The organism is Paracoccus seriniphilus (assembly GCF_028553745.1).
Classification (GTDB): domain Bacteria; phylum Pseudomonadota; class Alphaproteobacteria; order Rhodobacterales; family Rhodobacteraceae; genus Paracoccus; species Paracoccus seriniphilus.
Genome location: NZ_CP067129.1, coordinates 368,151 through 380,948, shown reverse-complemented (window position 1 = coordinate 380,948; position 12,798 = coordinate 368,151). Strand labels below are relative to the sequence as shown.

General features: G+C 62.1%; 12 protein-coding genes and 1 tRNA gene. 5 read left to right on the top strand and 8 right to left on the bottom strand.

Annotation, left to right across the window (positions count from 1 at the left end):
• Positions 1 to 158 precede the first annotated feature (158 nt).
• Together JHW44_RS01790 and JHW44_RS01785 are read left to right on the top strand one after the other, a co-directional pair.
• Complete coding sequence (locus JHW44_RS01790; protein WP_089343945.1) at positions 159 to 2,027, top strand: hybrid sensor histidine kinase/response regulator; 1,869 nt, start codon at positions 159 to 161, stop codon at positions 2,025 to 2,027.
• Complete coding sequence (locus JHW44_RS01785; RefSeq protein WP_089343839.1) at positions 2,024 to 2,725, top strand: response regulator transcription factor; 702 nt, start codon at positions 2,024 to 2,026, stop codon at positions 2,723 to 2,725. The genes JHW44_RS01790 and JHW44_RS01785 overlap by 4 nt, the downstream gene beginning before the upstream one ends.
• 39 nt (positions 2,726 to 2,764) lie before the next feature.
• Here JHW44_RS01785 and JHW44_RS01780 read toward each other — a convergent pair whose 3' ends face one another.
• Complete coding sequence (locus tag JHW44_RS01780; RefSeq protein ID WP_089343840.1) at positions 2,765 to 4,216, bottom strand: aldehyde dehydrogenase family protein; 1,452 nt, start codon at positions 4,214 to 4,216, stop codon at positions 2,765 to 2,767.
• Between the two features lie 168 nt (positions 4,217 to 4,384).
• Between JHW44_RS01780 and JHW44_RS01775 the strand changes: the two genes are divergently transcribed.
• Genes JHW44_RS01775 through JHW44_RS01765 form a run of 3 tightly spaced genes read left to right on the top strand, consistent with a single transcriptional unit; the run spans position 4,385 to position 7,055 of the window.
• Entirely contained in the window at positions 4,385 to 5,041 is a 657-nt protein-coding gene (locus JHW44_RS01775) for a peroxiredoxin (protein ID WP_089343841.1), read from the top strand.
• 8 nt (positions 5,042 to 5,049) lie between these two features.
• A complete protein-coding gene (locus JHW44_RS01770) occupies positions 5,050 to 5,922 on the top strand; it encodes a hypothetical protein (protein ID WP_089343842.1) in 873 nt (290 codons plus the stop codon).
• Positions 5,922 to 7,055 carry a capsular polysaccharide export protein, LipB/KpsS family gene (locus JHW44_RS01765; RefSeq protein WP_089343843.1) on the top strand — a complete coding sequence of 378 codons (1,134 nt, stop codon included), beginning with the start codon at positions 5,922 to 5,924 and terminating at the stop codon, positions 7,053 to 7,055. Before JHW44_RS01770 ends, JHW44_RS01765 begins: the two co-directional genes overlap by 1 nt.
• Here JHW44_RS01765 and JHW44_RS01760 read toward each other — a convergent pair.
• The 7 genes from JHW44_RS01760 to JHW44_RS01730 form a co-directional block, all read right to left on the bottom strand.
• On the bottom strand, positions 7,052 to 7,816 hold the full coding sequence (locus tag JHW44_RS01760; protein ID WP_143811443.1) for a glycosyltransferase family 25 protein: 765 nt from the start codon (positions 7,814 to 7,816) through the stop codon (positions 7,052 to 7,054). The genes JHW44_RS01765 and JHW44_RS01760 overlap by 4 nt on opposite strands.
• Positions 7,817 to 7,901: 85 nt before the next feature.
• On the bottom strand, positions 7,902 to 10,046 hold the full coding sequence (gene pnp / locus JHW44_RS01755) for a polyribonucleotide nucleotidyltransferase (RefSeq protein WP_089343845.1): 2,145 nt from the start codon (positions 10,044 to 10,046) through the stop codon (positions 7,902 to 7,904).
• Between the two features lie 277 nt (positions 10,047 to 10,323).
• Positions 10,324 to 10,593, bottom strand: coding sequence for a 30S ribosomal protein S15 (rpsO, locus tag JHW44_RS01750; RefSeq protein ID WP_089343846.1), 270 nt, complete (start codon positions 10,591 to 10,593; stop codon positions 10,324 to 10,326).
• Positions 10,594 to 10,755: 162 nt separating this feature from the next.
• Complete coding sequence (locus JHW44_RS01745; protein ID WP_089343847.1) at positions 10,756 to 11,757, bottom strand: calcium-binding protein; 1,002 nt, start codon at positions 11,755 to 11,757, stop codon at positions 10,756 to 10,758.
• 90 nt (positions 11,758 to 11,847) lie between these two features.
• Complete coding sequence (locus JHW44_RS01740) at positions 11,848 to 12,351, bottom strand: DUF1643 domain-containing protein (RefSeq protein WP_089343848.1); 504 nt, start codon at positions 12,349 to 12,351, stop codon at positions 11,848 to 11,850.
• A gap of 72 nt (positions 12,352 to 12,423) precedes the next feature.
• Positions 12,424 to 12,549, bottom strand: a complete 126-nt coding sequence (ykgO, locus tag JHW44_RS01735) for a type B 50S ribosomal protein L36 (protein WP_042245282.1) — start codon at positions 12,547 to 12,549, stop codon at positions 12,424 to 12,426.
• A gap of 83 nt (positions 12,550 to 12,632) precedes the next feature.
• A tRNA-Val gene (locus JHW44_RS01730) sits at positions 12,633 to 12,707 on the bottom strand.
• Positions 12,708 to 12,798 lie beyond the last annotated feature (91 nt).

Below are 12,798 nucleotides of genomic sequence, written 5' to 3'. Positions count from 1 at the left end.
TGCCGCAGTTTTTCACAAATCCAACGAATTGTTTCAGCGCTTTTGCAGCTAGGATGCGAATGCTATCGCTGATGAACAGGAGGAAAGACGCCCATGACATGCCGTTCAGCCACTGCCTGCTGGCCGATCGAGACCCGGCGCACCCCGGTGGCACAGCCATGACCTCGGACAAGCTCCGCGCCGATCTGACCCGTTCCGGGCTGAATCTGATCGGACAGGCGCTGTCGATCTTTGACGCGGACCTGCGGCTGGCAGTGGCGAATCGCAAGTATCAGATGATGTTCGACCTGCCGGACGAACTGATCCGCCCCAATGCCAGCTTCGAGGACACGATCCGCTATCTGGTCCTGCGCGGCGAATACGGCCCGCAGCCCGATACCGAGGCCGCCGTGGCGCTGCGTGTCGAACAGGCGCGAACCTTTCAGCCCCATTACTTCGAACGCCAGCGCGCCAATGGTCGCTGGATTGCTGTCGAGGGCGCTCCGCTCAGCCAGGGGGGCTGGGTGACGGTCTACACCGACATGACCGACATCAAGCGGCAAGAGGCCATGCTGCGTGCCAGATCGGCCGAACTGTCCGAACAGGTGCTGGAAAACGCCGAACGTCTGGCCGCCACCAACCGACAGCTTGAAGCAACCAATGCCGCCCTGCACGAGGCACAGCGCATCCTGACCCGGACCGAGGCACATACCCGCCAGGTCACCGAGATGGTGCCCGCCCATATCGCCCATGTCGATCGCGAATACCGCTACAGTTTTTCAAACAGGCGCCAGCCATTGATCTTTCCGGGCGCGGCCAGCGATGTGGTGGGGCTGAGCGTCGAAGAGGCGTTGGGAACGCCGACCTTCCTGCTGCTGAAACCCTATCTCGACGAGGCGCTGGCCGGCGAGGCTCAGGTCTTCGAGATCACCCATCCGCAGTCAGGGCGCCGGATCCGCATTGCCCTGACGCCCGATCAGACCCGTGGCGGGGTCTATATCCTGTCCACCGATGTCAGCGCCGAGGTGCAGGCCCGCGAGGCCCTGACCCATGCCAGCAAACGCAGCCTTGCCGCGCAGCTCACATCGGGCATGGCGCATGATTTCGGCAATCTTCTGACCATCATTCTGGGCCTGCAAACCCGCCTTGCCGCGCAGAAGCTGCCGGAAGCAGCCAGCGAGGACGTGCAGGCGACGCTGGCGGCCGCCCGCCGTGGCGCGACCCTGCTGGAGCGACTTGCCAAGATCAGCGGCCCGCGCGAGGTCTCGTTGCAGCCTGTCGACCTGGCCGGGCTGATCCATGAAACCGCGACGCTTGCGCGCCCTTCGATGAACGAGGGCACGGTGCTTGAACTGCAGATCGATCTGCCACAAGAGAAATTGCTGCTGGACCCGGGTGCCCTGCAGGATTCCCTCCTCAACCTGATTCTGAATGCCAATACGGCAATCAATGGCGCAGGCCGAATCGTGATTGCCGCATCGACAAGATCCGAATGGGTCGAGGTCATGGTCAGCGACACCGGTCCGGGCTTTTCGGAAGAGGCGCTGAAACGTGGGGCCGATCCGTTCTTTTCGACGAAGAAGGGGCATGGATCGGGGCTGGGGCTGTCGATGGTCTATGACCAGACCAAGCTGATGGGCGGAACCATGCGGCTGGACAATACCGGCACCGGGGCGCGCGTCACCCTGCGCCTGCCCCGCCGCAGCGTTGCGCGTCAGCTGGTGCTGCTGGTGGAAGACGATGACACCATCCGCGCACAGGTCCGGGGCCAACTGACCGGGCTGGGCCATGCCGTCATCGAGGCCGAAAGCCTGGCCGAAGCGCGGGCGATGACCGATCTGCCCGGTCTCAGCCTGATCCTCTCGGATATCCAGCTGGGCGACGGGCTGGGACTGGATCTGAACACCGCGCTGCCCACCGTGCTGATGACCTCGCTGCCGCCGGGGGATGCCCTGCGCGACCGCGCATCGGGGCCGGTGCTGACCAAACCCTTCACCTCTGCCCGCCTTGCCGCAGCGCTGGCACAGGCCATTCAGGACTGCCCATGACCGAAGCCCCCCTGATCGCAATCCTCGACGATGAACCGGAAATCCGGCGCCTGCTGTCCGCCGCGCTGCAAGATGCAGGCTTTCGCACCCAAAGCTATGGCCGCGCCACCGAGTTCGAGGCCGCGCTGCGCCGCATCATGCCCGATGCCTGTCTGATCGACCTGGGCCTGCCCGACCGCGATGGCCTGGCGCTGGTGCATCGCCTGGCCACCGAATCCGGCGCGGCGATCATCATCATATCTGGTCGGTCACAGGTTCAGGATCGTGTCACCGGGCTGGAACTGGGGGCAGATGATTACATCATCAAACCCTTTGAGCCGGCCGAGGTCGTCGCCCGCATCCGCGCAAGGCTGCGCCGCCCCGCACAGCCACAGGGGCGCAACGGCCAAAAGGTCGGATTTGCCGGATGGACGGCGGATTTCGACCGCTACACGCTGACCTCGCCCGAGGGTGTGGACGCGCCGCTCAGCCATGCCGAAGCCGAGGTTCTGCGCATGTTCACCGACAACCCTCGCCGGCTGATCACCCGTGCCCAGATGCTGGAAACCCTGGGCGGCACCGCCGGGGACAGCTTTGACCGGGCCATGGACGTGCGGATTTCGCGCCTGCGCACCAAACTGGGCGAGGATCCGAAAAACCCGCGCCTGATCAAGACGATCTATGGCGCGGGTTACATCTTTCTTGCCGAGATCGATTAGGCTCTGACCGGCGGGACTGCCCCGCCGGCCGGAAAAACATCAGGCGTCGCGGTCCCAGCCGCTGATCGACTTGGAATCCATGAATTCCTCCAGCCCCATGATGCCGCCCTCGCGGGCACGACCCGACATCTTGACGCCACCAAAGGCGGCACCGGCCCCGCGCGATTCACCGTTCATCTCGACCATGCCGGACTGCAGCTGCCGGGCGACACGATTGCGACGGGCACCATCCGAGGACTGCACGTAATTTGTCAGCCCATAGGGGGTGTCATTGGCGATCTCGATGGCCTCTTCCTCGGAATCGAAGGGGATCATGCTCAGGACCGGGCCAAAGATTTCCTGCTGGGCGATGGTCATGTCGTTGCTGACATCAGCAAAGACCGTCGGGCGCACGAAGTAGCCGCGATTGACGCCTTCGGGCAAGCCGGTACCCCCGGCCACAAGCCGCGCCCCTTCGTCGATTCCGGCCTGGATCAGACCCTGGATCTTTTCCCACTGGGCCTTGCTCACCACCGGGCCGATATGCCGCCCGGGCTGATGGGCGGAACCGACTCTGGTTTCCTCGGCGACCTGAACTGCAGTCTCGACCGCCGATTCATAGATGCTGCGCTCGACCAGCATGCGGGTCGGAGCGTTGCAGGACTGGCCGGTATTGTTGAAGCAATGCTGCACGCCACGCCGCACGGCCTTGTCGTCGGCATCTGCAAAGACGATATTGGCGCCCTTGCCTCCCAGTTCCAGCACGACCTTTTTCAGGCTGTCGGCGGCGGCCTTGGTGATCGCGATGCCCGCCCGTGTCGAGCCGGTAAAGCTGATCATGGCCACATCGGGATGCGTGGACAGTTGCGTTCCCACGCCCAGCCCATCGCCATTCACAAGGTTGAAGACGCCCTTGGGCAGCCCGGCCTCGTCAAGGATTTCCGCAAACAGCATCGAGCTGAGCGGCGCAATCTCGGATGGTTTCAGCACGCAGGTATCGCCTGCCAGAAGCGCCGGGATCACCTTGAGCGTCACCTGATTCATCGGCCAGTTCCACGGCGTGATCAGACCGACGACCCCGACAGGTTCCCATGCCACCATGGTCGTGGGGGCGTGATCGCCAAGCGGACGGATGAACTGGAAATCGCGGAAGGCATCGATGAAGTTCTGGATGTGATAGCTGCCCGAGGCCACCTGGCTGTTCAGCGACATGTCCTGGGGGGCGCCCATTTCATGGCTGATTGCCCATGCCATGTCCTTGGCGCGGCGCTTGTAAACCTCAAGAATCTTCTCGACATGGGCCAGACGCTCTGCCGGGGGAACACGCGACCATGCCGGCAGGGCGCGCTTGGCGGCGGCGACGGCGGCATCGGTATCGCTCTGATCGCCAAGGCTGATGACAGCGACCGCTTCCTCGGTCGAGGGATCGATCACCTCCAGATCGCGGGCCTGCGCCGGATCGACCCAAACCCCGTCGATGTAGAATTTGCGCTTGTCCAATAGCGTGCTCATCGCGTCCTCCAGTGACTTGTCGACATGAAGGTGGCATCTGCCCCTTGCCACTGCAAGGGTCGGCCATGCAATGATTCCGCCATCACAGGCCGCGACGACATGTGCCTATGGCAATTCTTTCCCGCAGGCCTATGTTACCCACAGCGCAACCAACCGAAAGGACCCGCCATGTCCCTGCGTATCAATGACATTGCCCCCGACTTCACCGCCGATTCAACCGAAGGCAAGATCCATTTCCACGAATGGCTGGGCGACAGCTATGCCATCGTCTTCAGCCATCCGCGCGATTTCACCCCGGTCTGCACGACCGAATTCGGCGCTGTGGCGCAACTGGCCCCCGAGTTCGAAAAGCGCAACACCAAGGTGCTGGGTGTGTCGGTCGATTCCGTTGAAGACCACGTGAAATGGAAGAACGACATTCAGAAGGTTGCCGGAACGCCTGCGAATTTCGCGATCATCGATGACACCTCGCTGGCAGTCGCCAAGGCCTATGACATGCTGCCCGCAGAGTTCTATCTGCCGCAGGAAGGCCGCAGCCCGGCCGATTCCGCGACGGTGCGGACAGTCTTCATCATCGGGCCGGACAAGAAAGTCCGCCTGACCATGACCTATCCGATGTCGGTGGGCCGCAATTTCGCGGAAATCCTGCGTGCTCTGGATGCAGTGCAGAAGACTGATGGCGCCCCGCTGGCGACGCCTGCCAACTGGGTGCCGGGTCAGGATGTGATCGTTGCGCTGTCACTGGACGATGCCGCCGCAGAAGAACGTTATGGTGCGCTGGATATCCGCCTGCCCTACCTGCGCTACGCCAAGGATCCGGCCTGATTGCGCGCATGACCCGGTCCGACCGTCCGCTGTCGCGAAAACTGGTGCGTCTTGGCTTTCAACTGCTGGGGCGTGACAGGGCGCATCGACAGGATGTCTGGCCGGGTCTGAAGATCGACAAGGACAGCGGCCGCACCCGATGGCGCGGCCGCCATCTTCTGACCCTGTGTCGCGCGAACAGCTTTATTCCCGCGCAACGGCCCCAGATCGCGGTGGTCGGTTCAGGGCCTTCGCTTGGCAGTCAGAAGGTCGAGGCCATTGGCGACGACAACGCCATCCTGTGCAATGGCGCCGCCAGCCTTGCCGACCGGCTTCGCCCCCTGGCCGTCGCGGTCGAGGATGAACGCTTTGTCTTTCGCCATCTGTCGATGCTGGGCAATCTGCCCCGCGACGTTCCCCTGCTGCTGTCCCCCGCCGCGCTGCGCGCCTGGGCCGAAGGCGACAGCGCTTCACTTTCAGGACGCCGGGTCGCACTGATCGACAATCTGCTCAAGCCTCTGGGTCAGCCCCGCCGCAAGATTTCCGATCCGGCCTTGCGTGACATCGTGATCCGCAGCCCGCAATCGGCGCTGTCGTTGCGCCCCGATGAGGGCGTAGTGATCACCGGCACCGTGGCATTTTCGGCGCTGCAATTTGCATTGGCCGCACAACCCGAACGAATACTGCTGGCCGGAATCGACCTGTCAAACGACCAGCTGCCGCGCTTCTACGAAGGCGAGGAGCGCGCGCCCTCGGGGCTGACAACGGGGCTTGATCGCATTCTTGCCGGATTTGCCCTGGCCCATCAGATTGCCGACCGACGCGACTGCAAGCTGGCCTGCGCGTCGCCCGTTTCGGCGCTGTTGCCGCTTGGTATTCCTCTGGATCGGTCATTGATGTGATGCAGCGCAGCCTCCACCGCTCGGCCTATATGGTTTCCAGGGACAGCTTCTGCGATGGCATCATGCAATCGCTGTTGCTGAATGGTGCAGCGCCGCAGCCGATCAGGATGGAATCGCGCATCGGTGCATTTTCGCGCAGATCATGGCGCGACTCTGGGCGACTGTGCGCGCTGCATGAATTTCGGCCCGGATGGTCGCAGGTCAAGCGCCTGTCGATGGCGGCCCGACACGCGCGCTTTGCACGCAAACTGCGCGACGAGCAGATCGACATTCTTTTCCTCTGGCGCGGCCTGCTGGGACGGGCCGGGCTGGCCTCGCTTGCCGCGCAGAGCGCCGGTCTGCCCTGCATCTATTTCGAACGCGGCCCGCTGCCCGGTTGGATCCAGATCGACCGGATGGGCGTCAACGCGCGCAGTTCGATCCCACGCGATCCGGAATTCTTTGCGCGCTGGCGGGCGGCTGCCGGCCCCCTTCGCGATTGGCGCAATCTCAAGGAAAGCCTGGCTGCCCGCACACCACGCCGGGACCGGGTGGCGCAACATGCCCGCAAGGAATGGAGCGACGAAGGCCCCTTCCTGTTCTGCCCCTTTCAGCTGAACGCCGCGCGCGACATGCTGCCCGATGGCGGCTGGGTCGCAGATCCGGCGCGGCTGGTGCTTGCCCTGGCGCGGGCCAGCGCCAGGCTGCCCGATGGGTGGCATCTGCGGATCAAGCCACATCCCAACGCGCCGGGCGATCTGGCCCATTTGCTCGCCCCGCATCTGAGCCCCAAACTGCGGCTGGACCGCGACACCAATTCGCTGGACCAGCTGGCCGCGTCACAGGGCGTGATCACGGTGAATTCGGCCATGGGGCTGGAAGCCTTCTTTTTCGACAAACCCGTGATCGTTCTGGGCGACAGCTATTACAGCGGGGCCGGACGCAGCGCCATCGCCCGTTCGGACGAAGAGCTTGGCACCCTGGTGTCACATCCTGACAGTTTGGGCTTTGACCAGAGGGCGCGGGATGATCTGATGAGCTTTCTGTTCAACGATTTCTTCGTCACCGAAGGGGATCTGCAAGCCGGGAAGTTCACCGTCGAGACCTTGCTGGAACGGCACGAACGTCATCAGAATCTGGCCCGGAGCCTCTAGCGCCGGCGAAGCCAGTGCAAAAACCTCAGCACGCCCGGAGAGCGCCGCGCCGCCGCCGTCAGCTGCCGCAGGACCGGAAGCCGGTCCCAGAACCTCAGTTCGGCGATATCGCTGCGCGAGGACCTTTGCACCGCCAGCGGCGCGCGGCTGCCCAGAACCACCAGATCGGGAAAGGCGGCGCGCATCCAGCAATAGGCGCCATCGACATGCATGGGCCCACCCTTGGGGTCTCCATTTGGTCGGGCCTGCATTTCTTCAAGGTAGGGCACCGCGCGCCGGGAAAAAGCTGCACTGAAGCCGACAAAATGTGCCAGGGGAAAGGTATGTTCGGGCGAAAGCTGCAGCAAATGGTCGCCAATTTCCCTGTCGCCGGGGCCTGGTTCCAGTGGCGAGACCGAATAGAACATGTCCCAGTCGATCTTGCGCAGGTCATCGGCCATTGCGGACAGCAAGGCGTGGAAATCCGGCGCGAAATCGGCATCATCCTCCAGCATCAGGGCGCGGCGGGCTCCATCTTTCACGATGGCCCGATGGACACCCAGCTGGCTTTCGAAACAGCCCCTTGCTCCGCGGGTCGGAAACTTGCCCTCATCTGGGGGAAAGCTGGCCGGGAACAGCACCACGGCCGGATGATCAAGACCCAGACCGATGCGGCTCAACTGCTCTTGCATCTCGGCACGTCGATCTTCGCGATGTGCCAGATTGATAATGTAGATCCGGTCAAAGACCGACAGCAGAACTTCAGACCCCAGACGCGACAACAATGAACCCCCGACATGATGACAGCCCCGGAATTTCCGGGGCTGTCCATATCTTACAGGAGTTTCCGAATTCGACGAAGCGCGATCACGCGTCGTTGGATTCTTCTTTCTTCTCGGTGATTTCTTCACCGGTTTCCTGATCGACCATCTTCATGCCAAGGCGAACCTTGCCGCGATCGTCAAAGCCCAGCAGTTTGACCTTAACTTCCTGACCTTCCTGCAGCACCTCGGACGGATGCCCCAGACGGCGATTTGCGATCTGGCTGACGTGAACCAGACCATCGCGCTTGCCGAAGAAGTTCACGAAGGCACCGAAATCGACCAGTTTCACGACCTTGCCGGTGTAGATATGGCCTTCTTCAGGCTCGGCCACGATCGAATAGATCATGTCATAAGCCTTCTGGATCGAATCGCCATTTGCCGAAGCGATCTTGATGATGCCGTCGTCATTGATGTCGACCTTGGCACCCGAGGTTTCCACGATTTCGCGGATGACCTTGCCGCCCGAACCGATCACTTCACGGATCTTGTCGGTCGGAATCTGCATCGTCTCGATGCGCGGGGCATGGGCGCTGAATTCGCGGCGACCTTCGGTCAGGGCCTTGCTCATCTCACCCAGGATATGCATCCGGCCGTCCTTGGCCTGGGCCAATGCCTGCTGCATGATTTCGGGCGTGATGCCGGCAACCTTGATGTCCATCTGCAGGCTGGTGATGCCGTTTTCGGTACCCGCAACCTTGAAGTCCATGTCGCCCAGGTGGTCTTCGTCACCCAGGATATCGGTCAGAACGGCGTATTTGCCGTCTTCTTCCAGGATCAGACCCATGGCGACACCGGCAACCGGTGCTTTCAGCGGAACACCCGCATCCATCATCGACAGCGAACCACCGCAGACCGAGGCCATCGAGGAGGAACCGTTGGATTCGGTGATCTCGGAGACAACGCGGATGGTATAGGGGAAATCGGTCGCAGCCGGCAAAACCGCCTGCAGGGCGCGCCAAGCCAGCTTGCCGTGGCCGATTTCGCGACGACCGGGCGAACCGACGCGGCCAACTTCACCAACCGAATAGGGCGGGAAGTTGTAATGCAGCAGGAAGTTCGAACGGAAGTTGCCATGCAGCGCGTCGATGATCTGTTCGTCATCACCGGTGCCAAGCGTGGTCACGACCAGCGCCTGCGTTTCACCGCGCGTGAACAGCGCCGAACCATGGGTGCGCGGCAGGAAGCCGACTTCGCTGTCGATCGGACGAACCGTCTTGGTGTCGCGACCGTCGATGCGCGCACCACCGTTGATGATGTCACCACGCAGAATGCCGGATTCCAGCTTTTTCAGCGCTGCACCCAGATTCGGATCGGCCAGTTCCTCTTCGGAAAGGGCGGCTTTCACCTTGTCCTTGGCGGCAGCAACAGCGTCCTGACGTTCGCTCTTGTTGCGGATACCATAGGCGGCGCGCATATCGGCCTCGCCCAGTTCCTTCACACGTGCATAAAGTGCGCTGTAGTCGGGCGACTGGAAGTCGAACGGCTCTTTGGCGGCAACTTCGGCCAGATCAATGATCAGGTCGATGACCGGCTGGATCTGCTCGTGGCCGAACTTGACCGCGCCCAGCATTTCTTCCTCGGACAGCTCATAGGCTTCCGATTCGACCATCATCACGGCGTCCTTGGTGCCGGCGACAACCAGGTCCAGACGCTGTTCGGGGTTGTTGCGCAGCTGGTCCATGTCCTGAACTTCGGGGTTCAGCACATATTCGCCATTGGCATAGCCCACGCGAGCCGCGGCGATCGGCCCCATGAAGGGCACGCCGGAAATGGTCAGCGCCGCCGAAGCGGCGATCATCGCAACCATGTCGGGATCATTGACCAGATCGTGGCTCAGCACCGTGCACATTACCAGGACTTCATGCTTGAAGCCGGGGGCGAACAGCGGGCGGATCGGGCGGTCGATCAGACGGGCCGTCAGCGTTTCTTTTTCGGTCGGGCGCGCTTCGCGCTTGAAGAAGCCGCCCGGCACTTTGCCGGCAGCATAGTATTTTTCCTGATAGTGAACCGTCAGCGGGAAAAAATCCTGCCCCGGCTTCGGTTCCTTGGCGAAGGTCACGTTGGCCATGACACTGGTTTCCCCCAGCGTGGCAATCACCGTGCCATCGGCCTGACGGGCAACTTTGCCCGTTTCCAGTGTCAGGGTTTCCTGACCCCACTGGATTGATTTCTTCACTTCATCAAACATCTGATTTCCTCTCGGGCATCACACCGACCCTTTCGGTGGTACCCATGTCCAATGGCGGCCCCATTGCCGCCGCCCCGATCCTTTGCGTAGCCCCGGGGCCGGGCGTCACGTCTCAGATTGTGGGCGAATACAGGAAAACATGACAGTTGGGAAGTGCAGCAAAACCACAGTCCCACAGCAAAACCCGCCAGGGGAAGCCCTGCACCAGATCCTGCAACACATATGAAAACGCCCGCGGCCTGGGCCACGGGCGTTCCAATCAGACAATCGACAAGGCTTAGCGGCGCAGGCCCAGCTTGGCGATCAGCGCGGTGTAACGCGCTTCTTCTTTTTTCTTCAGGTAGTCCAGCAGCTTGCGGCGCTGAGCAACCATCATCAACAGACCACGACGCGAGTGGTTGTCTTTCTTGTGCGTCTTGAAGTGCTCGGTCAGCGTCGCGATGCGCGAGGACAGGATCGCAACCTGCACTTCGGGCGAGCCGGTATCGCCTTCCTTGGTACCGAATTCCTTGATGATCCGGTTCTTTTCTTCAACAGTGATCGACATCAATGTCTCCTATCGGAAAAATTGTGAAAGCCAAGCCCGGGATGTCGTCCAGAACCGGCCCAAATCAGCCCCCCGCAGACGTGCAGGGTGGATGCGGGCGTTTAGCCGAGATCGCGCAGGATTGAAAGCCCTTTTGCGCAACCATGCCTGACAGGATGCCTGTCATCCCCGGTAGGGAAGGATGACGATATCCTCGACGTTCAGATCCTCGGCCTGCAACAGTCGGGCGATCGGCCGGCCATTCAGCCGGATCAGGGTGCTGCCATCCCGATCCTGCCGCAGCGCGACCAGAACATCCTCTGACATGCCCCTGGGCAAATGCAGGTGGATCACGTCCCGGGTCGCGTCATAATCGGCGATGACGGGCAGATCCGCCTCATCCGCCTCATCCGGCTGCAGCAGGAATGTATCCGCACCGGCCAGACCCTCGGCGAAATCGCCCGCACCGGGCAGCAACCTATCGTCGCCATCGCCGCCATGCATCCAGACCGTTTCCCGATCATCCGCGCCGATCAGGATGTCATCGCCATTCCCGCCGTCCAGATCATCCGCACCTCCGCCCGAGACCAGCAGATCATTCCCGTCATGGCCGGACAGCCAGTCATTGCCCGCCCCGCCATGAAGCGAATCATCCCCTTGGCCTCCCAGCAGGGTGTCATGCCCTCTGCCGCCTTTCAGCAGGTCGTCGCCGCCCTGGCCGGCCAGCGAATCATCTCCCGATCCGCCAAGGAGCCGGTCGTTGCCGCCCGCGCCATAATTGCCGTCGCCCTGCACCCAGTCATCACCGGCCCCGGCGCGGATCGTATCGTCGCCCTGCCCGCCGCGCAGATCATCCGCCCCCTCGAAGCCACGGATCAGGTCGTCGCCCTCGGCGCCCATGAGAAGATCGTCCTGATGCCCGCCGTCCAGCGTCGCGCCTGTATTGCCGGGGACTCGCGAGGACGTGGATTCTTCCGGCGCGTTCCCGGCAATCGGGTCGGTCGCATCAGTTTCAAATTCGTCAGGATCGGGCATATAGGGTGGCAGAAGCGCATCGTCACCGGCCGGGTCACCTTTCAGATCATCCGGATCATCCTCGGGATCTTCGGATTTTCCGGTGTCAGAGGCCACATCAATGGTCATCCCTGCCATCAGCAGCCCCATCAAACTGGCAAGCAGAAACATTTCACAACCCGTAACGTGACCAAGACATTCGTTCTCGGGCAAGTATAGCTGCGTCAAAGGCCGCCAGCTAAACCGTTTCTTAATAAAAGGTTAACGCCACGGGATCAGGACGGTGGCATAGCTGACATAAAGCGGGTGTCGCGGCAGGCCCGCCTGCGTCAGCCCCAGGTGGAACAGCTCGGTCGTATTCTCTCGCAACAGCGGCAGGACCGCACGATCCCGCGCCATGTGGTTTCCATGCACACCCCAGGCGCAAAGGACCTGGTCGGCCCATTGCGCGGCCTCGACCAGCATCCGGTCGTTCAGCGCGCCGACCGGCGCCGCAGCCCGCTTGAGATCGCGCGGATCGGTGGCCCGATAGGCGAAGAGATTGACGATTCGCATGGCGCCAAAGCCAAGCCGTCGGGCGCGGCGCTCGCAACGCTCGATGGTCGGGTCATTGCGCTGTTCATCCGCAGTCGAGGGATTCAGCATCACGAAGGCAATGCGCCTGCCACTGCCCCATTCGCGCGTCAGCGCATAGCGATAGGTCAGACAGTCCGAAAAGACCGCCGAGGATCTCTGATCGCCGTCCTCATGTCTGCGGGTGATCATCGGGCTATCATCCATGAAAAAACCCGCCAAGAAGGCGGGTCGTTTCGTTTTCGCAGTGATCGCGACGTCACATCAGCCCTGACGAGCCTTGAAACGACGGTTGGTCTTGTTGATCACATAAATGCGGCCCTTGCGGCGCACGACTTGGCAGTCGCGGTGCCGGCTCTTGAGCGAGCGGAGCGAGTTGCGAACCTTCATCGGTCTTCTCCATCGTCGCGGCGCATCGCAGCCGCCTGGAAAACGAATACCCCCGACGCCGAAGCCGGGGGCGGCGAAATAAATGGTGGGCGGTACTGGGATCGAACCAGTGGCCACTACGATGTCAACGTAGTGCTCTACCGCTGAGCTAACCGCCCTTGCCTTTGGTGTTTCGCTGCGCCTTCCGTAGGGAAAGCAACGGTGAAACCCCGTCGGTCCGCGTGTCTATACAGACGTCATTCAGAGGTT

Coding starts and splice junctions, on each gene's coding strand:
- JHW44_RS01780 (WP_089343840.1), bottom strand. CDS start 4,216: ATGAGCACGCTATTGGACAAGCGCAAATTCTACATCGACGGGGTTTGG.
- JHW44_RS01745 (WP_089343847.1), bottom strand. CDS start 11,757: ATGTTTCTGCTTGCCAGTTTGATGGGGCTGCTGATGGCAGGGATGACC.
- ykgO (WP_042245282.1), bottom strand. CDS start 12,549: ATGAAGGTTCGCAACTCGCTCCGCTCGCTCAAGAGCCGGCACCGCGAC.
- JHW44_RS01765 (WP_089343843.1), top strand. CDS start 5,922: ATGCAGCGCAGCCTCCACCGCTCGGCCTATATGGTTTCCAGGGACAGC.
- JHW44_RS01740 (WP_089343848.1), bottom strand. CDS start 12,351: ATGATCACCCGCAGACATGAGGACGGCGATCAGAGATCCTCGGCGGTC.
- JHW44_RS01775 (WP_089343841.1), top strand. CDS start 4,385: ATGTCCCTGCGTATCAATGACATTGCCCCCGACTTCACCGCCGATTCA.
- JHW44_RS01790 (WP_089343945.1), top strand. CDS start 159: ATGACCTCGGACAAGCTCCGCGCCGATCTGACCCGTTCCGGGCTGAAT.
- JHW44_RS01785 (WP_089343839.1), top strand. CDS start 2,024: ATGACCGAAGCCCCCCTGATCGCAATCCTCGACGATGAACCGGAAATC.
- rpsO (WP_089343846.1), bottom strand. CDS start 10,593: ATGTCGATCACTGTTGAAGAAAAGAACCGGATCATCAAGGAATTCGGT.
- pnp (WP_089343845.1), bottom strand. CDS start 10,046: ATGTTTGATGAAGTGAAGAAATCAATCCAGTGGGGTCAGGAAACCCTG.
- JHW44_RS01770 (WP_089343842.1), top strand. CDS start 5,050: ATGACCCGGTCCGACCGTCCGCTGTCGCGAAAACTGGTGCGTCTTGGC.